We start from the raw sequence: 23,135 nt of genomic DNA, 5'->3' as shown, positions 1-23,135 counted from the left end.
TGCCGCCGCGATGCTGGCGCAGGTCGAACGCTGGGCCGCGATCAACAGCGGCACACGGAACCTGCCCGGCCTGGCGACGATGGCGGGATTGCTGGCGGATGCCTGCGCTACCTTGCCCGGCACGGTGCGGCTGGTCGATCCTGCCCCCGTCGACAGCGTCCGCGTGGACGGGCGTATCGAGCCGATCGACCATGGTCGCCATCTCGTCGTCTCCGTGCGACCGGAGGCGGCGCAGCGGCTGTTGTTCGTGGGTCATATGGATACGGTGTACGGCGTCGATCACCCGTTCCAGACGCTGGTCTGGCGCGACGACGGGGCGTTGGTCGGGCCGGGGGTGACGGACATGAAGGGCGGGCTCGCGGTGATGCTGGCCGCGCTTCATGCGGTGGAGGCGAGCGGTGCGGCGTCTGCAATCGGGTACGACGTGCTCATCAATTCCGATGAGGAAACCGGATCGCTGTCGTCGGCCGCGCTGATCGCCGACCTTGCCCGCGGCAAGACGGCGGCGTTCGGCTACGAGCCCGCACTGGCGGACGGTACGCTGGCGGGGGCGCGGGGTGGCACCGGCAATTTCTCGGTCGTGGTCCGTGGTCGCAGCGCCCATGCCGGTCGCAATCCGCGCGATGGCCGCAATGCCGTAGTCGCGGCAGGCGATCTCGCGCTGCGGCTCGCCCGATCGGATCGGGCGGGATTTGCGGTCAACCCCGCCCGGATTGACGGTGGCGGCCCGAACAACGTGGTGCCCGATCTCGCCGTGCTGCGCGTCAACTTCCGCCCGCGCGATCGCGACGCCATTGCGGCGGCCGATGAGGTGCTGCGTGCCACTGCCGCCGCCATCGCCGCCGATCACGAGGTGACCACAACGGTACATGGCGGCTTCACCCGCCCGCCCAAGCCGGTCGATCCGGCGGCGGAGCGGCTGTTCGCGCTGGTCGGACGGGCGGGTGCGGCGCTTGGCCTTGCCATCGCGCGGTGCGATACCGGCGGGGTATGCGACGGCAACAATATCGCCGCGGCCGGTGTGCCGGTGATCGACACGATGGGGGTGCGTGGCGGCGCGATCCATTCGGCGGACGAATTTCTGCTGGTCGACAGCCTAGCGGAGCGAGCCGCCCTGTCGACGCTGGCGATCCTGCGGCTGGCCAAGGGTGACCTGACATGAGCTTCCGCATCCGCGCCGCGACCGATGCCGACCTGCAGCATCTCTACGAGATGGCGAAGCTGACCGGCGGCGGCTTCACCAACCTGCCGCCCGATCGCCATGCACTGAGGGCAAAGCTCGACCGCAGCCATGCCGCCTTCGCGCGGGTGGAGGGTCTGGTCGAGGACGAACTGTTCGTGCTGGTGCTGGAGAATGTCGCAACCGGCGAGGTGCGCGGCACCTGCCAGATCTTCACCCGTGTCGGCGATCGCCACCCCTTCTACAGCTATCGCATCGGCACGCTGACCCAGCACAGCCGCGAACTGGCTCGCACCTTTCGCGCCGAGATGCTGACGCTGACCACCGATCTGGAAGGATCGAGCGAGGTCGGCGGCCTGTTCCTTCATCCCGGCGAGCGGGCGGGCGGACTCGGCCTGCTCCTCGCCCGGTCGCGCTATCTGTTCATCGCCACCCACCGCGCGCGCTTCGCCGACCGCATCCTGGCGGAACTGCGCGGCGTGATCGACGAGGCGGGCGGATCGCCATTCTGGGACGGCCTAGCCGGGCGGTTCTTCGGCATGAACTTCCAAGACGCCGACCAGTTCAATGCGATCAACGGCCATCAATTCATCGCCGACCTGATGCCCAAGCATCCGGTCTACACCGCAATGCTGACCGACACCGCGCGCGCCGCGATCGGCCTGCCCCACCCGTCCGGCCGTGCCGCGATGCGGATGCTGGAGCATGAGGGTTTCCGGTACGAAGGCTATCTCGACATCTTCGACGGTGGCCCGACGATGACGGCACGGACCGATCACGTCCGTTCCATCGCCGAGGCGCGGACCGATCCGGTCGTCACGGTGGCACCGGGTGGAACGGAAGCGCTGGTGGCCACCGGTACGCTGGCTGAATTCCGCTGCACCTTCGGCACGGTCGCAGCGGCGGATGGCGGCATCGCCCTGTCGCTGGATGCCGCCGCCGCACTAGGCGTCGCTGCCGGCGACCGGGTATGCCATGTGGGGCGCTGGTGATGGCAGGCGTGGTGGAGATCAATTTCGACGGCATCGTCGGGCCAAGCCACAATTATGCCGGTCTCAGCCCTGGCAACCTGGCCGCCACCCGCAACGCCGGCGCGACCGCTCATCCGCGCGCGGCGGCGTTGCAGGGGATCGCGAAGATGCGCGCCAATCTGGCGCTGGGGCTGACGCAGGGCATCCTGCTGCCCCATCCGCGCCCCGACCGCATCTGGCTGAACGACCTTGCCACCGACCCCCTTGCCGCCCCGCCGCATCTGCTGGCGCAGGCGATGTCCGCCTCGGCCATGTGGGCGGCCAATGCGGCGACGGTATCGCCCGCCGCCGACACGGCCGACGGCCGTTGCCATCTGACGGTCGCCAATCTCGTCACCATGCCGCATCGCAGCCATGAATGGCGGGCAACGCTGGCGCAGTTGCGGATTGCCTTCGCGCACCCCCACTTCGCGGTCCACGGTCCCGTGCCCGCCCCATTCGGTGACGAGGGCGCGGCCAATCATATGCGGCTGTGCGACGGGCACGGCGGGGCGGGTATCGAGGTCTTCGTCTACGGTCGCAGCGGCGGCGCCTTTCCCGCGCGCCAGTCCGAAGAGGCGAGCCGGGCGGTCGCGCGACGCCACGGGCTCGACCCCGCCCGCACGCTGTTCGTCGAACAGTCCCCCGCCGCGATCGCCGCCGGCGCCTTCCACAACGATGTCGTTGCGGTCGCCAACGAACGCGTGCTGTTCGCGCACGAACACGCCTTCGCCGATCCGGCCGGCTTTCACGACGATCTGCGCCGGCTGTTCCCCGCGGTCGAGATCGTCGAGGTGCCTGCGGCGGCGGTGTCGCTGGAGGAGGCGATCGCCGCCTATCTGTTCAACGCCCAACTGGTATCGACGCCTGCCGGCATGACGCTGGTGCTGCCTGGCGAGGCGCGGGCGAGCGAACCCGTCTGGCGCTGGCTTCAGGCCCATGTCGCCGGGAACGGCCCGATCCGCCGGCTGGACGTGGTCGATGTGCGCGAGTCGATGGCGAACGGCGGCGGCCCCGCCTGCCTGCGACTGCGCGTGGTTGCCGATCCGACGACAATCGACCCGCGCTTTCTGGTCGACGGGTACCGGCTCGACCGGATCGCGGCGGTGATCGATGCGAACTGGCCGGAGACAATCGCCGCCACTGCGATCGGCGATCCGCCACTGATCGCCACGGTGGAGGCCGCCCGCCTCGCACTGCTGGACGTGCTTGACCTGCGTGAACTGGCCTGACCTGTCGGGTTAATTGACGGTCAACCATATCCGTTAATCCGGGAATCGCGCTTTTCCGGCAATGGCGCGGTTCTTGCTATGTAATCGGTATGCTTCACCGATTTCTTCGCCTGTTCGTCATCAAGACCAAGTTCGAGGCGTTCCTCGTCATCTATGGGTTGGCGGTCGGCGCTACCCAGCGCGGGGTGCAGTATCTCGATCAATATCCCGGCTATGCCGGCTGGTTGCTGTTCGCGTGCTGCCCGGCGGCGGTGTTCATGGCGGGGGTCCGAATTCTCGATTCACTGGAACGCGAACAGGAGATGACGTGACCGGGCTTGGGGGCGTGACAGGATAAGTTGGTCGCACGCGGCGGCGGCTTGACTATCTGCACCGTGACATGAGCACGCTCACCCATCTGCAACGCCTCGAAGCCGAGAGCATCCATATCATGCGCGACGTGGTCGCCGAAACCGAACGGCCGGTGATGCTGTATTCGGTCGGCAAGGACTCCGCAGTGATGCTGCATCTGGCGAAAAAGGCGTTCGCGCCGGGTCGCCCGCCCTTCCCCCTCCTGCACGTCGATACGACGTGGAAATTCCGCGCGATGTATGAATTGCGGGACCGCGCGGCACAGGCGGCGGGGATGAACCTGATCGTTCACCGCAATCCCGATGCCGAGGCGGAAGGGATCAACCCGTTCGATCATGGCGGCCGTCATACCGACATGTGGAAGACCGAAGGGCTGAAGCAGGCGCTGACGCTCGGCGGCTTCGATGCCGCGTTCGGCGGCGCCCGCCGCGACGAGGAGAAGAGCCGCGCGAAAGAGCGCATCTTCTCGTTCCGCTCCGCCAGCCATGGCTGGGACCCCAAGGCGCAGCGCCCCGAACTCTGGCACCTGTACAATGCCCGCAAGAACCGGGGCGAGAGCATCCGGGTGTTTCCCCTGTCCAACTGGACCGAGTTAGACATCTGGCAATATATCCTGGCGGAGGGGATCGAGATCGTACCGCTGTATTTCGCCGCGCCGCGCCCCACCGTGGAACGCGACGGGATGCTGCTGATGGTCGATGACGACCGCTTCCGGTTTCTGCCGGGCGAAACGCCCGTCGAGCGATCGATCCGTTTTCGCACCCTCGGCTGCTATCCGCTGACCGGCGCGGTCGAGAGCACGGCGGATACCTTGCCCGCGATCATTCAGGAAATGCTGCTGACCACCACCTCCGAACGGCAGGGGCGCGCGATCGACCACGATCAGTCGGGCAGCATGGAGAAAAAGAAACGCGAGGGGTATTTCTGATGACCGCCTATCGCCCCGATGCGCTCGTCGCCGAGGATATCGACGCCTATCTGGCGGGTCACGCCGCGAAGTCGATGCTGCGTTTCATCACCTGCGGGTCGGTGGACGACGGCAAGTCGACGCTGATCGGTCGCCTGCTGTACGACAGCCGCGCGGTATTCGAGGACCAGCTCGCCGCGCTGGAGGCGGATTCGGCACGGGTCGGCACGCAAGGGGCCAATATCGATTTCGCGCTGCTGGTCGACGGACTGTCCGCCGAGCGCGAACAGGGTATCACGATCGACGTCGCCTATCGGTTTTTCGCGACGGAGAAGCGCAAGTTCATCGTCGCCGATACGCCGGGGCACGAACAATATACCCGCAACATGGTGACCGGCGCATCGACCGCCGACTGCGCCGTGATCCTGATCGACGCGCGCAAGGGCGTGCTGACGCAGACCCGGCGGCACAGCTATCTGGCGCATCTGGTCGGCATCCGGCAGATCGTGCTGGCGGTGAACAAGATGGATCTGGTCGGGCACGACCGCGCGACCTTCCAGTCGATCGTCGCCGACTATACGGAATTTGCCGCCTCGATCGGGATCGGTGCCTTCACCGCGATCCCGCTGTCGGGGCTGACCGGTGCGAACGTCACCGAACCATCGGCTGACATGGGCTGGTATGACGGGCCGACCCTGCTCGCGCATCTGGAGGCGGTGCCCGTGGACGCCGATCGCGCTGGTCAGCGGCCGTTCCGCCTGCCGGTGCAATGGGTCAACCGTCCCGATCTCGACTTTCGCGGCTTTGCCGGCACCATCGCGGGCGGGAGGGTATTGGTCGGCGATCCGGTGCGGATCGTGCCGTCCGGCCGCACCACCACGATCGCCCGCATCCTCGGCCCGGACGGTGAGCGAACCCGCGCTATTGCCGGTGAGGCGGTGACCGTGACGCTGGCCGACGAAGTCGACTGTTCGCGCGGCGACGTGATCGCCGCATCGGACGATCCCCCCGCGATCGCCGACCAATTCGCCGCGACGTTGGTCTGGCTGGCGGATCAGCCGCTTACGCCGGGCCGCGGCTATTGGCTGAAACTCGGCACGCAGACGGTGAACGCCACCGTGCAGCCGCCCCGCCACGTGGTCGACGTGAACACGCAGGCGCAATTGTCGGCCGCGACGCTATCGCTCAACGATATCGGCGTGGCGGAGGTGTATTGCGACCGCCCGATCGTGTTCGAACCCTATGCCGCCGGGGTTGAGCTGGGCGGGTTCATCCTGATCGACCGCGCCACTAACGCCACCGTCGCCGCCGGGATGATCGATGGCGCCCTGCGCCGGGCAGAGAACGTCCATTGGCAGTCGATCCATGTCACGCGCGAGGCGCATGCCCTGCAAAAGGGCCAGACCCCGCGCGTCCTGTGGTTCACCGGCCTATCAGGATCGGGCAAGTCCACCATCGCCAATCTGGTCGAGAAGAAGCTGCACGCGCTGGGTCGCCACAGCTTCATGCTCGACGGGGACAATATCCGCCATGGCCTCAACCGCGACCTCGACTTTTCGGAAAGCGGCCGGATCGAGAATATCCGCCGGGTGGGTGAGGTGGCGCGGCTGATGGCGGATGCCGGGCTGATCGTCCTCACCGCCTTCATCTCGCCCTTCCGTGCCGAACGGGGGATGGTGCGTGCCATGGTGCCGCCCGGCGAGTTCGTGGAAATCTTCATCGACACGCCATTGGCGACGGCGGAAGCGCGTGACGTGAAGGGGCTGTATGCCAAGGCGCGTGCCGGCGAAATCGCCGACTTCACCGGCATCTCCAGCCCGTATGAGGCACCCGAACGCCCCGAAATCCACATCGATACGCTGCGCGAAACGCCGGAAGCGGCGGCGGAGCGGATCGTCGAGCATATCTTCGGCGTCTGGAGTCCCGACCTGTGACCGATCCCGTTCCGGACAATGATGCCGCGCTCGCCGTGGCGATCGCGCACGAGGCGGGAGTCCTGTTGCAGGCGATCCGCGCCGAGGGTCGGGAAACCGGCAAGGCGCTGGGCGACCGGGGCGACCGCGAGGCCAATATGCTCATCCTGGCAAGGCTGGCGGCATCACGGCCTGACGACTTCATCCTGTCGGAGGAAAGCGTCGACGATCGCCGTCGCTGTGCCGCGACGCGGGTATGGATCGTCGATCCGCTCGACGGCACGCGGGAATATGCGGGTGGCCTGGACGACTGGGCGGTGCATATCGGCCTCGCCGTTGGAGGCCGCCCCGCGGTGGGCGCGGTTGCGGTGCCCGGACTGGCGCGGACATGGTCGACCGCCGACCTGCCGCCCGCCTTCCCCCCGCTGCCCGTCCGACCCCGCGTGGTCGTCAGCCGTACCCGCTGCCCTGACATCGCCGTCCGGGTTGGGGAGGCACTGGGCGCCGACCTGATCGGCATGGGTTCGGCCGGTGCGAAGGCGATGGCGGTGATCGACGGACGTGCCGACATCTACCTGCACGAAGGCGGCCAGTACGAGTGGGACAATTGCGCCCCCGCTGCGGTCGCGCTGGCCGCCGGTCTCCACGCCTCGCGCATCGATGGCACGCCGTTGGTCTACAACTGCCACGATCCGCTGCTGCCCGACCTCCTGATCTGTCGCCCCGAACTGGCCGACCGGACCCTCGCCGCCATCGCCGCCACCCGCTGAAGACAGTTATAGAAGATCGGGTATGTTTCGGCTTGCCCGCGCCACCGGACCTGATATGCCTTGGGCAAAACAGGATCGGAGTGGATCATGGACCTGCGTTTTACGCCTGAGGAGGAGCTTTTCCGGGAAGAGGTACGCGATTTCCTGCGCGACCACCTGCCCGAAAGGCTGCGCCACAAGGTCAGGCACGACCTGACGATGACCAAGGCCGATATGGAGGAATGGCACGCCATCCTCCATGCGCGCGGCTGGCTGGCCAGCCATTGGCCCGAGCAATATGGCGGCCCCGGCTGGACGGTGGTGCAGCGATCCATCTTCGAGGACGAGGCCGCCCGTGCCCACGCCCCCCGGATCGTGCCGTTCGGCGTCGGAATGCTCGGCCCCGTCCTCATCAAATATGGCAGCGAGGAGCAACGCCGCACCATCCTGCCGCGCATCCTCGACGGGCGCGACTGGTGGTGCCAGGGCTATTCCGAACCGGGCGCCGGGTCCGATCTCGCCAGCCTGAAGACCAGCGCGGTGCGGGACGGCGATCATTACGTCGTCAACGGTCAGAAGACCTGGACGACGCTGGGCCAGTTCGCCAACCGCATCTTCTGCCTCGTCCGCACCGATCCCACCGCCAAGGCGCAGGAGGGCATCTCGTTCCTCCTGATCGACATGGATACGCCGGGCATCGAGGTGCGGCCAATCGTGCTGCTCGACGGGGATGCGGAGGTGAACGAAGTGTTCTTCACCGATGTCCGCGTGCCCGTCGCCAATCTGGTCGGCGAGGAGAACAAGGGCTGGACCTACGCCAAATATCTGCTGACCTATGAACGCACCAACATCGCGGGCGTCGGATCGTCGATGGCCGCGTTCGACCGGTTGCGCGCGATCGCGGGCAAGCTGACGCGCGGCGGCCGGCCGCTGAGTGACGACCCGCTGTTCGCGGCACGGATGGCACGGGTGGAGATCGACCTTGCCAATATGGCGACCACCAACATGCGCGTGATCGCCGCGGCGGCGGGCGGTGGCGCACCGGGGGCGGAAAGCTCGATGCTGAAGATCAAGGGCACCGAAATCAGGCAGGCGATCACCGCCCTCACCCGCCGGGTCTATGGCCCCTATGCCCAACCCTTCATGCCGGAGGCGCTGGAGGACGGTTATAACGGCGAACCGGTAGGACCGGAGGATGCGATCGCCGCCGCACCCGCCTATTTCAACAACCGCAAGCTCTCGATCTTCGGCGGATCGAACGAGGTGCAGAAGAACATCATTTCCAAGATGATCGTGGGGCTCTGATGGATTTTCACCATGGCGAGGACCGCCAGATGCTCGGCGACACGTTGCGCCGGTTCCTGGCTGAAAAGGCCTCGGTCGAGGCGCGCAACAGGATCGCCTATGGCGATATCGGTTACAGCCCGGAGATATGGCGCGGGCTGGCCGAACTGGGCGTGATCGGCGCGTTGTTCGGCGAGGATGTCGGCGGGTTCGGCGGTGGCGGATTCGATATCATGGTGGTCTTCCATGAAATCGGCCGCGCGCTGGCGGTGGAGCCGTTTCTGGGTGCGCTGATGGTCGGACAGGCGCTGGCCACGGCAGGGCGGGCGGACGCGATCGAGGGCATCATTGCGGGGACGACCATCGCCGCTTTCGCCCATGCCGAACCACAGGACCGGGCCGTGGGCGACCCCCTGGCGACGTGGGCGCGACGCGATGCCGCCAGTGAAAGTGGGGGCTGGACGATCGACGGAGCCAAGGCGGTGGTGGCACACGGCGAGGCGGCCGATGTCCTGCTCGTCTCTGCGCAGACCGATGCCGGCGTCGCGCTGTTCCTGATCCCGCGCGACAGCGCCGGACTGGGCGTGCGCGGCTATGCCAATATCGATGGCGGCCGGTCCGCCGAGGTGACGCTGCGCGGCGTGACCGTGCCCGACGCGGCATTGGTGACGACAGACGGCGCCGCCGCGATCGTTGCGGCGGAGGCGGCCGGCCTGCTCGCACTATGCGCGGAGGCACTCGGCGCGATGGAGATCGCGCGCGATCACACGGTCGATTATGTCCGCACCCGCAAGCAGTTCGGCGTGCCGATCGGCAAGTTCCAGGCGCTGCAACACCGCATCGCGACCGTGCTGCTGGAAATCGAGCAGGCCCGCTCGGCGGTCATCAACGCCGCCGACGCCTTTGGCAGCGACGCCGCCCCCCGCGTGCTGGCCGCTGCCAAATACACGATCGGCGCGACCGGGCAGTTGGTGGCCGAGGAGGCGATCCAGCTTCACGGCGGCATCGGTATGACATGGGAATTGCCGCTGTCGCATTACGCCAAGCGGATCACGATGATCGACGGCCAGCTCGGCGATCAGGACGAGCACCTGCAACGCTATATCGCGCTCGGCCGCGCCGCCACCGCTTAGGCGCCACGAGACGTCAGGCGGCCGACGTCAGCCCCCAGCGGTCGTAGCGGAAGCTGCGACGGCCCAGCCGGAACCGCCAGCCGTCCCCGTCGCGCACCGCCGAGGACGGCTGTTCATCCAGCGCCACGTCACCGGCCATCCATGCCGGAATGCCGATCCGCGACACCGGCTCCCCGAACGGTCCCTCCAACGGGACGGGCAGGTCGATCAGCAGGTCGCGCGCACCCAGCCGGGTGGCTACTGCCTCGGCCCGGTCGGGGAATTCCAGATCGCTGAATGGTACCGACCAGTCCAGTGACACCCTTCTCGCCGCCTCGATATCGCCAGCGGTCGCCCCGCGCTGCGCGGCGGCATGATTGTGCCAGCCAGCATCGGCGTTCGCGATGATGGCGGCCAGTGCCTGCGGGTGCAGCGCCTGTTCGACCAGCCGACGATTGTCCGCCGGGATCGTCATGACCGGGTTCGCCTCCAGCACCCGCAACGTCGCCTCCAGCTGGACGATGTCGGGATAGGGACCACGCCTGCCCAGCCCCTGTGACGGACGTCCCGCCACCAGCAGCGGCGTCAGGTCGCGCATCACCGGTCGCATGATGATGGCGCGGGCATCGGCAAAGGCTTCACGATCGCGGCCGGCATGGCGATGCAGCCGCCCGATCCGCTGAAGCAGCACGTCGACCGGTGCCAGATCGGTGACGAGGAAGTCGGCGTCGATATCGAGCGATTGTTCCAGCGTCTGCGTGCCGATCAGGATGCGACCCATGGTCGATCGGCCCTTCCCGAACGCAGCCTCCACACCCGCGTCGAGCAACCGCCGGTCGCTGGCCGCGAACCGGCCATGATGCACGGTCGCCACCCCATCGATGCGGAAGGCGAGATCGGGGGCCAGCGCCTCGACCGTCTGCGCCACCGCAACGGCACCGGCGACGCTGTTGCGGATCACCAGCACCGATGCACCGGCGCGTGCCGCCGAGATGGCCTGCGCGGCGATCGCGGCGGGATCGTCGATCGAACCGACCAGTTCGATCGAAACGCGTTTCTGATCCGGTTGCGGCGCGGCGATCGCCCGCACTGGCGCGGCGCTGCCCGACAGCGCGGGATAAGGCTGCGCCACCGCCTCGGCGAGGGTCGGAACCGGCTGCTTCAACAACCGGGCGCGGGTCGCGGCGCCCAGCGTCGCCGACAGCAGCAACGCCTGCCCGCCCACGCCGACATGGTTGGACAGCAAACGCTCCAGCAGCCCGCCCATATAGGCATCCGAAGCATGGACCTCGTCCACCACCAACAGGCTGCGCGCAAGCGCGGCGGCACGGACGGGCGCGTGGCGGATGCCGATCGCCCCTGACAATGCCTGATCGATCGTGCCGACCGCCACCCGCGCGGTGAGATACTGATTGGCATGTTCCGCCGCCCACCGTGCATCGACCGGCCGGCCGCTGTCGGTGTCATCGTCCCAATGAACGCGGCGGGCGCCGTCGCGCGCGCCCTTGGTATCGCCCATGCGCAGATAGCCGGGCACCGCCAGCACCGCTTCCGGTGCGCCTGCCCCCCATACCCGATCGAGCATCCGGTTCACCCGCCCGTGAAGTTGCACTGCCGCCGACCGGGTGGGGAGCGCGAAGTACAGCCCATCCACCGCGCCGCGCCGCCGCAATGCCAGCCAGCGCCACAACGCCGCCTCGGTCTTCCCCGATCCGGTTTCCGCCTCGATCAGCGCGATCGGTCCCAGGTCATCCGCCGCCGCTTCGGACTGGACGCCACGGGCCGCGAACCCGAACGCCGCCATGAAGTCACCCGACGGGGTGGCGATCGGCGCCAGTCCGCGCGCGACGACCGCCTCCTGTGCGGCCATTTCCCGCATCGAGTCACGCAGCGTGCCATGCGGACCCTCGACCGGAAAGCGTCGCGCGTCGGAGCCCAGCCAGTCGGCCAGCACCAGCAAGCCGGCGAACAGCGCGACGAAGCGCGGCGCCTCCGGCAGACCCTCGCCCTCCGCCCATGCCAGTGGATAGCGGGCACGGACCCGGTCGACGAGATCGGCGGCGCTGGCGGCAGGATCCTGCCCGTCCTCGGCCAACCAGTGGCGGACATGCTGTTGCCAGGGACGGTTGCCGCTGCGCTGCTGCCGCGCGAACTCGGCACGCAGGCGACCATGATGCGCCATCAACGCGGACATATAGGGTGCCGCCGACCATGAGCGGATGATCCCATGCAAAGCCCTGCCCCCGGCGGACTCGCGCAGGCGGGTATCCATCAGCAGGGCGGCAACCTGTCCCTCATGCCCGATCGGCGGCGCTGCCCGGTCCGACCGCGCCTGAAAGCCGCGATTGGCCTTGCCGATATCGTGCAGCGCCGCCAGGGCGACGAGCCGCGACCGGTCCTGCTCCGTCAGCCTCCGCCCGGCGCAATGCGTCAGCGACCGGTCCCACGCCCCCGCGCGGAGCAGCCGTTCCAGCACGGTCGCCACGTCGAAGCCATGATCGGCAAGCGGCAGGGCGGCACGGACCCGCCCGTCCGCGTCATGCGTCAGCTTGGCCCAGATCATGTCGAGCGATGCCTGCATGGGGCGATTCCCTTTCCTGCCGATCGTTCATCCTGCCGTACCACGCCCGTCGACAACAGCCGAAGCTGCGCCTTACTTCTTCCCCGAACCATCCGTTTCGGCGGGAAAAACCGCTCCATGCCGGATGCGACATCGGTTGCCCGAACCATCCCATCCGGTGTCGTGTCGATCCGATGTCAGCATCTCCCCAGCCCCGGATCGGCCAGTTCGTATCGTTGCGGGGCAGGCTCTGGCTGGTCGAGGAAGAACCGGCGGCGCCTTATGACGGCCATCTGCTCGCCTGTATCGACGACGACGCCGGTGGCGAGACGGTGCGGGTGCTGTGGCCGGCGGAGATCGACGCGCGGCTGCGCGACGAGGAGGCATGGGATACGCTGGGTTTGGGCGGCGATGACGGGCCGGCGGCATTCGCGGCCTATCTGCGCACCGTCCAGTGGCGCACCGCCACCGCGACCGAGCGCGATCTGTTCCAGGCGCCGTTCCGCGCCGGCATCCGGCTCGATCCCTATCAGCTCCTGCCGCTGCGCAAGGCGTTGCGATTGCCACGCGTCAACCTGCTGATCGCCGACGATGTCGGGCTGGGCAAGACGGTGGAGGCGGGGCTGGTCCTGCGCGAACTGCTGCTCCGGCGGCGGGTCGACTTCACCGTGGTGCTGGCACCGCCGGCGATGACCGGTCAGTGGCGCGACGAACTCCAGACCAAGTTCGGCCTGTCGTTCGAGATCGTCGACCGCCGTCATCTGGAGGATTTGCGCCGCCGCCGCGGGCATGGCGCCAATCCGTGGGCGGCGGGATCGCGCTTCATCCTGTCGCACCGGTTGCTGGGTGACGAAGCCTATGTCGCCGGCCTGCGCGACGTGCTGGAGGATTTCCGCGCCCGCTCGCTCCTGATCCTGGACGAGGCGCATCACGCCGCCCCGGCCGGCGGCGGGCGTTATGCGGTCGAGACGCAGTTCACCCGCGAGTTGCGCGATCTTTCCGGCCGGTTCGAGCATCGATTGTTCCTGACCGCGACGCCGCACAACGGCCATTCGAACAGCTTCGCGACCTTGCTCGAACTGCTCGACCCGCAACGCTTCACCCGTGGCCTGACCGTCCGGCCCGCCGATCTGGAACCGGTGATGGTCCGCCGCCTGAAAAGCGACCTGCGCCTGCTAGGCGAGCGGTTCCCGGAACGGGTGGTCGAGCCGGTGGTGATCGACGGCCTTCCGGCAGATGCGCCGGAACTGCGGTTGGCCGCGATGCTCGCCGGGTATCGTGAACTACGCGATCGCCGGATCGGCGGGCTGGACAGTGGCCGGGCAGCGCAGGCACGGCTCGCCTTTGTCGGGTTGCAGCAGCGATTGTTGTCGTCGGTACCTGCCTTCGCGCGCACGCTGCGGGTCCATATCGCCTCGCTCGACCGGCTGATCGCCGGGCAGACGGCGGCGCCCCCGACCGTGGAGGTCGATCCCGATATCGCCCCCGAACGGCTGTCCGACGAGGATGCGGCGTTCGACCGGCCTGCGGCGGCGGATACCGCGCAGGTGGATGCCACGACGCTGGCCGGCGCGGCAGGCGGCACCAGTCAGCAGTTGGCGGCGGAACGGGCCCACGCCGCCGCGATGCTGGTGGTCGCCGATGCCGCCCGGCATCTGCCCGATGCCCGTGTCCGCTGGCTGCTCGACTGGATACAGACCCATCTGCTCGATTCCGGAGCGCGTTGGACCGGGCGGCGGTTGATCCTGTTCACCGAATATGAGGATACGCGTCGCTGGCTCCAGCGCCAGCTGTCCGTCCTGCTCGACCCCGCCGATCCGGACGAAGATCGGCGGATCGACAGCTTCACCGGCATCACCTCGACCGAGCGGCGGGACGCGATCAAGCGCGCCTTCAACGACCCCGATCATCCGATCCGCATCCTGCTGTGTACCGATGCCGCGCGCGAGGGGATCAACCTCCAGTCGCAATGCCATGACCTGATCCATGTCGACCTGCCGTGGAACCCGTCGCGGCTGGAACAGCGCAACGGCCGGATCGATCGCAAGCTGCAACCCGCCGACACCGTCACCTGTCGATATTTCGTCTATGCGCAGCGCCCCGAAGACGTGGTGCTCGACGCACTGGTGCGGAAGATCGAGCTGATCCGCCGACAACTGGGATCGGCCGGGCAGGTGCTGGGCGACCGGATCGCCGAACGGCTGGCCGCGCGCGGGATCGGCCGGGCCGAGGCACCTGACGTGGCGGCCCGCATCCGCGATGCCGAGGCGGACGAGCGGGTACGCACGGCGGTGCGCGACATGGACGATGGCGATGCCGCACGGCTCACACGGTTGCGACGGGAACAGGCGGACCTGTCCGCCGCGCTGGAACAGGCCCGCGCGAAGGTGGGCGTCGATCCCGATGCGCTGCGATCGGTGGTTGCGCTGGCGATCGCCCGTACCGGGGCCGGTGCCGATACCGCCCTGCCCCCGGCAACGGTGGTGGAGGGCACACCCGTCTTCGCACTGCACGAAGCCGCATCGGCGCTGGCAAACGACCCCGCCTGGCAGCCGCTGTTCGACCCACTGCGTGCCCGCAACCTGCGCCCCGGTGAAAAGCCCGGCCAGTGGCGGGCCAGCGCCGATGCCGGGTTTCGCCGGATCAGCTTCGCCCCCGCGATCCTCGCCGACGGCCGCGATGCCGATGTGGTGCAGCTTCATCTCGAACACCGCCTCGTCCGTCGTCTGCTCGGCCAGTTCCTGTCCGCCGGCTTCCGGCAGGGGCTGCAACGGACCTGCGTGATCGAAACCCGCGCGGCCCGTGCCGCGCGGGTCCTGCTGATCGGCCGGCTGGCGCTGTACGGCGAGGGCGCGGCCCGGCTGCACGAGGAGGTGTTGAGCGTTGCCGCCGACTGGCGCGATCCGGCCCGTGGCCCCGCGCCCCTGCGCGCCCTCGCCCCCGGTCGCGAGGCAGAGGGGCGGGTGCTGGACGAACTGATCGCCGCGCTGGACGAGGCGCGGATGGCGGCCCCCGCGATCGTCGCGACCGTCAGTGCGGGGGTAGCGGTCGATATCGCCGATCTCCGCCCCGTCCTTGAACGACGCGCCGCCGAGCAGGCCGCCCGGGCCGCCACCGAACTGGCCCGGCGGGCGGAGGCGGAGGCGACCGGACTGGAGCGGCTGCTGCGCGAAAGGATCGAGCGCATTCGCCGCGAACGCGGGCAGGACGACCGCCAGTTCGCGCTGCTGCTCGACGAGGCGGAGGCACGGCAGCGAGCGACCGACCGGCGATCATGGGACCGTGCGGCAACCCGGCTGGACGACGAACTGGTGCGCGAGCCCGAACGGCTGCGCGCCGCCAACCGCGTCCGCGCGACCCGGCTGGAACCAATCGGCATGGTGTACCTGTGGCCCGGGCGGGATCGACCGGCATGAGCGGCCGGATCGACGGCGGCCAGCACGACTGGATCGGCTATCTCCAGCCGGTCGGGCTGGTAGTGGCGCCCGTGGTGCTTACCCGGCTCGGCCTGTGGCCGGAACCACAGGCGGCGGCGGACAGCGAGGCGGTGGCCGCGGCACTGACCCGGCTGGCCGATGGCGATCGCTTCGCCTTCTTTCGGGACGTGTTGGGCTGGCCGGCGGCGCGGGTCGCGGGTGCCCCGAATGGTCCTCCCCTGCCCGCCGTCCTTACCCGCTCGCTGCGCGATGCCGAGACGTTGCTCACGCCGACCTATGCGGTCCAGGCGCCCGCCGGCGACGACGTCCAGTCGCTGGTGCGGATCGAGGATGCCGGGATCGTGCTCGACCGGCGTGGCACGCTCGGCGGATGGGAGGCGACCGCGCATCAGCGCTTCGAACGGCTGCTGCGCGAGACGGGGGTGTCGGCCGGTGTCCTGATCGGCGAGGTGGAGACCGGTCGCGGCGACAGCCCGCTTGAACTGGTACTTCGCCTGGTGGTCGCGCCCCGCGGCGAGGCGGCGGGATGGATGTCATGGCCCTTGCCTGCGCTGACGAAGGTGTCCGGGCGCGGGATGCTGGCGGGGCTGAAGCTGCTGCTCGACGGCCATGCCCTGTTTACCGGCGCCCCGTCGCACCGGCTGCCGGTATTGCTCGCGGAAAGCCGGGCGGCGCAGGCCGCGGTGTCGACGCGGCTGGCCGGCCAGGTGCTGGCCAGCCTCCACGAACTGCTGCGCGGGCTCGATGCCGCCGCACCCGATCTGATCCGCGACCTGGCGGTGGGGCGACCGCACCACCTGTACGAGGGGCTGCTCACCGTCCTGCTCCGCCTGATCTTCATCGCCTATGCCGAGGATCGCGACCTGATGCCGTCGGGCGGGGGACGCGGCGCGACGCTGCTGTACGAACAGGGTTATTCGCTGGGCGGGTTGCATGTCCGCCTTGGCGACGATCGCGCGCTCAACCCTGATACGATGGACGAACGCCATGGCGCCTGGGGCCGCCTGCTAGCGCTGTTCCGGCTGGTGGAGCGCGGCGCCGGGGATTTCATGCAGGCGCGCGGCGGCAAGCTGTTCGGCGAGACGGCCTTCCCGTTCCTGTTCGGGCGCACCGATCCCGACGATCCCGAACGGGTGCTGACGATCGGCGACGGGTGCATCGCCCGCGTGCTGGACGGGCTGCTGACGCTGGACGGCGATCGGGTGTCCTATCGCGCGCTCGATGTCGAGAAGCTCGGCTCGGTGTACGAAACCGTGATGGGATTCACGGTGGAATGTGCCGCCGCCCCCATGCTGGCGATCCGCGCGGGCAAGGGCAACCGTACCCCGGTCTGGGTCGATCTCGCTGCGCTGGCCGCCGCTGGCGGTACCGACCGGGTCCGGCTGTTGAAGGAGTGGACCGGACGCGGGCTGTTTCCCGCCGCCGTGGTAAAGGCTTTGCGCCGGGCGGAAGGTGTCGCCGGACTGGAGGCGGCGCTGGCCGCGGTGGTCGATCCGCGTGCCGCCCCTCGCGGTGCGGCGGTATCGGCGGGAACGCCGATCCTGCAACCGACCGACGAGCGGCGCCGGACCGGCAGCCATTATACCCCGCGCGCCATGACCGAGCCGATCGTGGGCCATGCCCTCGCCCCCGCGCTGGCGCGGATCGGTGCGGGTGCGACACCCGGCGACGTGCTCGACCTGAAGGTCTGCGACCCGGCGGTGGGATCGGGCGCGTTCCTGGTCGAGGCGTGCCGGCAACTGGGCGCGCGGCTGGTGGAGGCGTGGGAACGCTGGCCGGCGCAACGGCCGACCATTCCTGCGGACGAGGACGATCTGCTCCATGCCAAGCGCCTCGTCGCGCAGCATTGCCTGCGCGGGGTCGATCGCAATCCGCTGGCGCTTGATCTCGCCAAGCTGTCCCTGTGGCTGGAGACGCTGGCGAGCCGGCATGAATTCACCTTCCTCGATCACGTCCTGCGCGCGGGCGACAGTCTGGTCGGGTTGCCCAATCCCAAGATCATGGCCGTCACCTGGGGCAAGATGTCGGGACAGCACACGTTCGTCGAACAGATCGTCCGCGATGGCATCCGCGCCGCCGCCGATCTCGACCTGCTGATGCGCCACGAGGCCGAGATCGCCTCCTACGACACGCAGGAACGTCGCCACCGCGAAGCGACGACCGCGAAGCATCGCGCGCATCTCGTCGCCGATGCGGTACTGGAAAGCTTCTTCGCCGGCACCACCCATCGCGAGCGCGAACGCGGGCTGGCCGAGATGCAGCAATTCGCCCTGTCGCCCCGTGACGAGAATTGGGCGAAGCTGGCCGCCTTGCGCGATCGGTTGCGCGCCTCCCCGATCGGGGTCACCAGCTTCCACTGGGAACTGGAGTTCAACGACGTCTTCGCGCGGCCCAATCCCGGCTTCGACGCGATCATCGGCAACCCGCCCTTCGCGGGCAAGAACACGATCGCTTCGGGCCACCCCCTCGCCTATCCCGACTGGCTGAAGACGCTCCATCCGGGCGCGCACGGCAATGCCGATCTGGCCGCGCATTTCTTCCGCCGCGCCTACGGCCTGTTGCGCCAGGGGGGTGCGATGGGGCTGATCGCGACCAACACCATCCGCCAGGGCGACACTCGCGAAACCGGGCTGCGGCACATCGTCGGCGACGGCGGCGTCATCTACCGCGCCATCAGCCGCGTCCGCTGGGAGGGTGAGGCGGCGGTGGTCGTCGCGCAGGTGTTCGTGAGCAAGGGCGGCACCCCGCCATCGCCACCAGTCCTCAATAACCAGCCTGTACGGCGAATTTCTGCCTATTTGGTCGAAGGAGACCTGGACGGCTCGCCAGCGTGCCTTGCAGAAAACCGTTCGAAAAGCTTCGCCGGCACCGAGATATTTGGCAACGGCTTCACGTTCGATGACACCGACACGAAGCAACAGGCCTACCCCTTGGCCTTGATGCACGATCTAGGCAAAACCTCGGCCCGGTTCCAAGAAGCCGTATGGCCGTATCTTGGTGGTGAGGAAGCGACCAATCATCCGCGCCATTCCGCACGTCGCTACGTCATCGATTTTAAGGACTACCCGCTGCGTCGAATTGCGGCACCGGTAAGCTGGGACAACGCCGATGCTATCAATCGTAGAAACTATCTTCGCAACGGGGAGGTTCCAGAAGATTATCATGGCCCCGTAGCTAATGATTGGCCTGATCTACTCGCCCTCGTACATGCACGGGTCAAGCCAATTCGGGATAAGGACAACCGTGACGTCTATCGCCGGATGTGGTGGCGATTCGCTGAACGCCGTGTTGAGCTATATGCGACGATCGCATCACTCGACCAAGTACTTGTAGCCAACCGGGGGGCCAGTCCGCATCTAGCTTTTGCACGCGTTCCGACGGGACAGGTTTTTGCAAAGACGCTCGCCGTCTTCGCCTTGTCGACCCACGCCGCCTTTGCCACGCTGCAATCCCGTGTTCACGAGGTCTGGGCGCGATTCTTCGCATCGACGCTGGAGGACCGGCTCCGCTACACCCCCTCGGACTGTTTCGAGACGTTCCCGCTCCCGCCCGGCTATGCCGATGCGCCCGCGCTGGAGGCGGTGGGGCGGGCGTATCACGATCACCGCGCGGCGCTGATGATCGCCCGCGATCAGGGGATGACGCCGACCTACAACCGCTTCCACACCCGTGCCGACGATGCTGCCGACATCGCCACGTTGCGGGGATTGCATCACGCGATGGATGACGCGGTGCTGCGGGCCTATGGCTGGGACGATCTGGCCGACCGCGCCGCCGCGCAGTTCCTCGACGAGCATAGCGAGGACGATCACCGCTATCAGGGACGGCTGTTCTGGCCGGCACCTTTTCGGGACGCGCTGCTGGCGCGGCTGCTGCGATTGAACGAGGAACGCGCGATGGCGGAGACGATGCTGTGAGCGCGGCGGGTATCCGCGATGGGCTGGTGCGGCGGCTGCGGCGCAATCTCGTCGGCCCCGGCGAGCCGGAGGATGCCGATCTCGCGTCCGAGCGGTTGCCGGCAGGGGAAAGTCCGTCGCGCTGGTATCTCACCGGCTTCATCGCGCCGTCCGGCGAACTCACCGCCCCCGCCACGACCGCACCCGCCGATCCGTCGGAGGATGCCGGGTTCGACGAAGGTGACCTGTTCCTGCCCGATCTGGAGGGCTTCGGCGCGGGCGGTGCCGCCGGCGATCATGACGAGCCCGAGCCGCCCGCGGCGCGCCGGCGCTTCCTGCCGAGTTCGATCGGCCTGTCGACCATGATCGACCCGGCCGTCACCACGCTGGACGTGCAGGTGAACTGGGGCGATTACGTGCCCGAGCCGCCGCTGCCGCCGGAGGTGCTGGACAATGGGGTGGAACCGCGCGGCGAGCCGGTGACGTGGCGGCGCATCGCCCGATCGGCCACGCTGACACTGGCGATACCGGCCGAGGACGACGGACTGGTGAAGACGCCAATTCCGGAATCGGCCGCCACTGCCCGGCCGGGCGGCGCACTGGAACTGGGCATCCGCGCCCGGCCGTTCCGGCTGGCGCTGGCGACCGGGGCGGTGCGTGAGGTGCGCGTGGTCACGATCTTCCTCGTCAACAAGCGCCAGGAACCCGCCTCGCGCTACCGCGATCTCGCTTATGCCTATCAGGTGCGGATCGACCTGCATTGCCCGCACGGGTTCGTCGCGCAGCATGATCTGTCGCGGATCACGCGCGACGACTGGGACGAACAGCTCGCCGACCTTCATTACCGCGACGCCGCCGCCTATGCGGTCGGGCTCGGCTGTGCGACCGGGCACGGGGCGGATGCCGATGGCGTGGTGCGCCGCGTCCACACCACTCACCTGCCGCGCGCGGCGGTCGAGCGCACCGTCACCGCCCCGGTCGCCGGCGTCGAGTTCGCGATGGACCGTCTCGCGATGCTGGCGGATCAGGACGCAGCGGCGGTCCATGCCGCGCTCGATCCGCTGGTTGCCGCCTATGCCGCCTGGGCGGGGCGACAGCGGCAGGCCGCAACCGCCGCAGACATCGCCGATGCCCCGCAACGCGCGCGGACGGCGGCGAAACTGATCGAGGGGCAGGCCGCCGCCTGCGCCCGGATCGCGGCCGGCATCGCGCTGCTGGCGGACGACCGGCGCGCCCGGACCGCCTTCGCCATCGCCAACCGTGCGGTCGCCGACGCCGGCCGCGCCCGTCGCCCGGGGGACCGCGCGCCCGCATGGCGGCCGTTCCAGCTCGCCTTCATCCTGCTCAACCTCGCCGGCATGGCCGACAAGACCCATCGGGACCGCGAGATCGCCGACCTGCTGTTCTTCCCCACCGGCGGCGGCAAGACTGAGGCGTATCTGGGCCTTGCCGCCTTCACCATTGCGCTCCGGCGACTGGGGGCGGACGGCCTGCTCGGCGCGGGCGTCAGCGTCGTCATGCGCTACACGCTGCGCCTGCTGACGCTCGATCAGCTCGGCCGCGCCGCCGGCATGATCTGCGCGCTGGAACTGCTCCGGGTCGGGCCGGACTATCGCCGTGCGGACGATCGGCCGCTGCTGGGCGACTGGCCGATCGAGATCGGGCTGTGGGTGGGGTCGGACGCCAGCCCCAACTGGCTGGGCGGCAAGGGCGACAAGCGTGACGATACCGCGGTCAAGCGCGTGCGCGCCTATCGATCGGGGCGAGATCCCCGCGCGCCCGCGCCGATCAAGGCCTGTCCATGGTGCGGCACCGCCTTCACGGCGCAAAGCTTCCAGTGCGTGCCCCATGCCGACAAGCCGACCAATCTGGAGATACGCTGCGCCAATATCGGCTGCGCCTTCACCGGCGACCGGCCGTTGCCGATCGTCACGGTCGACGAGGCGATCTATCGCCGCCTGCCCGCCTTCCTGATCGCCACCGTCGACAAGTTCGCGGCACTGCCGTGGCGGGGTCAGGCAGGGGCGTTCTTCAGCCATGTCGACCGGGCGGATACGACCGGCTTCTATGGCGCGGCGGAGCCCGGCGGCGGGCGGCCGATCGATGGCGGCGACGGGCATGGCACCGCCCGGCTCGATCCGCCCGACCTGGTGATCCAGGACGAACTCCACCTCATCTCCGGGCCGCTCGGTACCGTCGCCGCGCTGTACGAAGCGGCGATCGACCGGCTCGCCAGCCGTGATATCGGCGGCGTCAGGGTGCGACCGAAGATCGTCGCCTCCACCGCCACGGTGCGGCGGGCACAGGGACAGATCAGCGCGCTGTTCGACCGGCACGTCACGCATATCTTCCCCGCCCCCGGCCTGGACCGGCGCGACAGCTTTTTCGCCCGCACCCGCGCCGAGGGGCCGGACGATCCCGCGCGCTGGTATCTGGGGCTGGCGGCGGCCGGACGCGGCCCGAAGCTCGTCTTCCTCCAGGCACTCGTCACGCTGCTGGCCGGTGCGCAGGGCTGCGCGGAGGAGTCCGGCGACGATGCCGACGCCTATCTGACCGCGCTGTGTTATTTCAACGCGTTGCGCGAACTGGGCGGCGCACGGCGGATCGTCGAGGATGAGGTGGCGACACGGGCGCGGACCTATGGCACCGAACGGCGCCGGCTGGAGCCACCCGACCATCCGTTCGGCAACCGGACGATCGGCGAGCCGGTGGAACTCACCTCGCGCGTATCGACCGATCAGGTCGCGGCGGCGAAACGCAGGCTGGAGACGATCTTCGCGAGCGAGGGTGCGGAACCCGTCGACGTGGCGCTCGCCACCAACATGATCTCGGTCGGGCTCGATATCGACCGGCTCGGCCTGATGCTGGTGCAGGGCCAGCCCAAGACCGCTGCGGAATATATCCAGGCGACCAGTCGGGTCGGGCGCAACCCGGTCCGGCCGGGGCTGGTCGTCGTCGTGCTCAACGTCCACCGCCCGCGCGACCGGATGCACTTCGAACAGTTCGGCCATTTTCACGACACCTTCTACCGCGCGGTGGAGGCGACCAGCGCGACGCCATGGTCCGCACGCGCGCTCGATCGCGCGCTGCCCGCCGTCGTCGTCGCCATCGCCCGGCATCTCGATCCGGCACTGACCCCGTCGAACGCGGTCGCGGCCCTCGCCGGATCACCGCAGACGCGGACGGCGGTCGTCCGCCATCTCGTTGACCGGGCGCCCGACGATATCGGCGGTGGCAAGGAACGGCTCGCCGCCCTGATCGAAGGGCTGCTGGACGACTGGATCGCCGTCGCCGCCGTCCAGACCGCGCTCGGCACCGGCTTCAGCTATGAGGATCGCCCGCACCGGTTGCTGCATCCCCCGCTCGACCCGGCCCCGCCGGACGACCCCGCCCATCGCCGCTTCCATGCGGGATGGAGCATGCGGGATGTCGAGCCCGGCGTGCTGGTCCGCCCGCGCGGCCCCGATGGCGAGACAGTGGCCGGCGCGAAGGATATCGAATGAC

13 protein-coding genes are annotated in these 23,135 nt (G+C 68.8%); 12 read left to right on the top strand and 1 reads right to left on the bottom strand.

Going from position 1 to position 23,135, the window contains the following annotated elements; all coding sequences use genetic code 11:
• Positions 1-10 precede the first annotated feature (10 nt).
• The 9 genes from ABD719_RS16550 (at position 11) to ABD719_RS16510 (ending at position 9,759) form a co-directional block, all read left to right on the top strand.
• The gene (locus tag ABD719_RS16550; protein WP_425567196.1) at positions 11-1,162 is read left to right on the top strand and encodes a hydrolase; all 1,152 of its coding nucleotides are present in this window, start codon (positions 11-13) and stop codon (positions 1,160-1,162) included.
• On the top strand, positions 1,159-2,172 hold the full coding sequence (locus ABD719_RS16545) for an arginine N-succinyltransferase (protein WP_344694468.1): 1,014 nt from the start codon (positions 1,159-1,161) through the stop codon (positions 2,170-2,172). Before ABD719_RS16550 ends, ABD719_RS16545 begins: the two co-directional genes overlap by 4 nt.
• The gene (locus ABD719_RS16540; RefSeq protein ID WP_344694518.1) at positions 2,172-3,422 is read left to right on the top strand and encodes an N-succinylarginine dihydrolase; all 1,251 of its coding nucleotides are present in this window, start codon (positions 2,172-2,174) and stop codon (positions 3,420-3,422) included. Before ABD719_RS16545 ends, ABD719_RS16540 begins: the two co-directional genes overlap by 1 nt.
• A gap of 89 nt (positions 3,423-3,511) precedes the next feature.
• Positions 3,512-3,733: a hypothetical protein gene (locus ABD719_RS16535; RefSeq protein ID WP_344694467.1), complete on the top strand. Its 222-nt coding sequence runs from the start codon at positions 3,512-3,514 to the stop codon at positions 3,731-3,733.
• Between the two features lie 68 nt (positions 3,734-3,801).
• Positions 3,802-4,701 (top strand): sulfate adenylyltransferase subunit CysD, encoded by a 900-nt coding sequence (gene cysD / locus ABD719_RS16530; protein WP_344694466.1) that lies wholly within the window; start codon positions 3,802-3,804, stop codon positions 4,699-4,701.
• Positions 4,701-6,614 (top strand): sulfate adenylyltransferase subunit CysN, encoded by a 1,914-nt coding sequence (gene cysN, locus ABD719_RS16525; RefSeq protein WP_344694465.1) that lies wholly within the window; start codon positions 4,701-4,703, stop codon positions 6,612-6,614. The genes cysD and cysN overlap by 1 nt, the downstream gene beginning before the upstream one ends.
• Positions 6,611-7,363 (top strand): 3'(2'),5'-bisphosphate nucleotidase CysQ, encoded by a 753-nt coding sequence (locus tag ABD719_RS16520; RefSeq protein WP_344694464.1) that lies wholly within the window; start codon positions 6,611-6,613, stop codon positions 7,361-7,363. The genes cysN and ABD719_RS16520 overlap by 4 nt, the downstream gene beginning before the upstream one ends.
• Before the next feature lie 87 nt (positions 7,364-7,450).
• On the top strand, positions 7,451-8,647 hold the full coding sequence (locus ABD719_RS16515; RefSeq protein WP_344694463.1) for an acyl-CoA dehydrogenase family protein: 1,197 nt from the start codon (positions 7,451-7,453) through the stop codon (positions 8,645-8,647).
• On the top strand, positions 8,647-9,759 hold the full coding sequence (locus ABD719_RS16510; RefSeq protein ID WP_344694462.1) for an acyl-CoA dehydrogenase family protein: 1,113 nt from the start codon (positions 8,647-8,649) through the stop codon (positions 9,757-9,759). The genes ABD719_RS16515 and ABD719_RS16510 overlap by 1 nt, the downstream gene beginning before the upstream one ends.
• A 13-nt stretch (positions 9,760-9,772) precedes the next feature.
• Here ABD719_RS16510 and cas3 read toward each other — a convergent pair whose 3' ends face one another.
• Positions 9,773-12,319, bottom strand: a complete 2,547-nt coding sequence (gene cas3, locus ABD719_RS16505) for a CRISPR-associated helicase Cas3' (RefSeq protein ID WP_344694461.1) — start codon at positions 12,317-12,319, stop codon at positions 9,773-9,775.
• A 173-nt stretch (positions 12,320-12,492) separates the two neighbouring features.
• On the opposite strand from cas3, the gene drmD reads away from it, so the two are divergent.
• The 3 genes from drmD to drmA are packed head-to-tail and all read left to right on the top strand — an operon-like array spanning position 12,493 to position 23,134.
• Positions 12,493-15,714: a DISARM system SNF2-like helicase DrmD gene (drmD, locus tag ABD719_RS16500; protein WP_344694460.1), complete on the top strand. Its 3,222-nt coding sequence runs from the start codon at positions 12,493-12,495 to the stop codon at positions 15,712-15,714.
• Positions 15,711-19,652, top strand: a complete 3,942-nt coding sequence (locus ABD719_RS16495) for an Eco57I restriction-modification methylase domain-containing protein (RefSeq protein ID WP_344694459.1) — start codon at positions 15,711-15,713, stop codon at positions 19,650-19,652. The genes drmD and ABD719_RS16495 overlap by 4 nt, the downstream gene beginning before the upstream one ends.
• Positions 19,649-23,134 carry a DISARM system helicase DrmA gene (drmA, locus tag ABD719_RS16490; protein ID WP_344694458.1) on the top strand — a complete coding sequence of 1,162 codons (3,486 nt, stop codon included), beginning with the start codon at positions 19,649-19,651 and terminating at the stop codon, positions 23,132-23,134. The genes ABD719_RS16495 and drmA overlap by 4 nt, the downstream gene beginning before the upstream one ends.
• Position 23,135 lies beyond the last annotated feature (1 nt).

Origin of the sequence: Sphingomonas cynarae (genome assembly GCF_039537815.1) — a bacterium.
GTDB classification, from domain to species: domain Bacteria; phylum Pseudomonadota; class Alphaproteobacteria; order Sphingomonadales; family Sphingomonadaceae; genus Sphingomonas; species Sphingomonas cynarae.
Note: the sequence above shows the minus strand (reverse complement) of the source record. Positions and strands in the feature narration are given on the sequence as shown.

Coding starts and splice junctions, on each gene's coding strand:
- ABD719_RS16550 (WP_425567196.1), top strand. CDS start 11: ATGCTGGCGCAGGTCGAACGCTGGGCCGCGATCAACAGCGGCACACGG.
- ABD719_RS16545 (WP_344694468.1), top strand. CDS start 1,159: ATGAGCTTCCGCATCCGCGCCGCGACCGATGCCGACCTGCAGCATCTC.
- ABD719_RS16540 (WP_344694518.1), top strand. CDS start 2,172: ATGGCAGGCGTGGTGGAGATCAATTTCGACGGCATCGTCGGGCCAAGC.
- ABD719_RS16535 (WP_344694467.1), top strand. CDS start 3,512: ATGCTTCACCGATTTCTTCGCCTGTTCGTCATCAAGACCAAGTTCGAG.
- cysD (WP_344694466.1), top strand. CDS start 3,802: ATGAGCACGCTCACCCATCTGCAACGCCTCGAAGCCGAGAGCATCCAT.
- cysN (WP_344694465.1), top strand. CDS start 4,701: ATGACCGCCTATCGCCCCGATGCGCTCGTCGCCGAGGATATCGACGCC.
- ABD719_RS16515 (WP_344694463.1), top strand. CDS start 7,451: ATGGACCTGCGTTTTACGCCTGAGGAGGAGCTTTTCCGGGAAGAGGTA.
- ABD719_RS16510 (WP_344694462.1), top strand. CDS start 8,647: ATGGATTTTCACCATGGCGAGGACCGCCAGATGCTCGGCGACACGTTG.
- cas3 (WP_344694461.1), bottom strand. CDS start 12,319: ATGCAGGCATCGCTCGACATGATCTGGGCCAAGCTGACGCATGACGCG.
- drmD (WP_344694460.1), top strand. CDS start 12,493: ATGTCAGCATCTCCCCAGCCCCGGATCGGCCAGTTCGTATCGTTGCGG.
- ABD719_RS16495 (WP_344694459.1), top strand. CDS start 15,711: ATGAGCGGCCGGATCGACGGCGGCCAGCACGACTGGATCGGCTATCTC.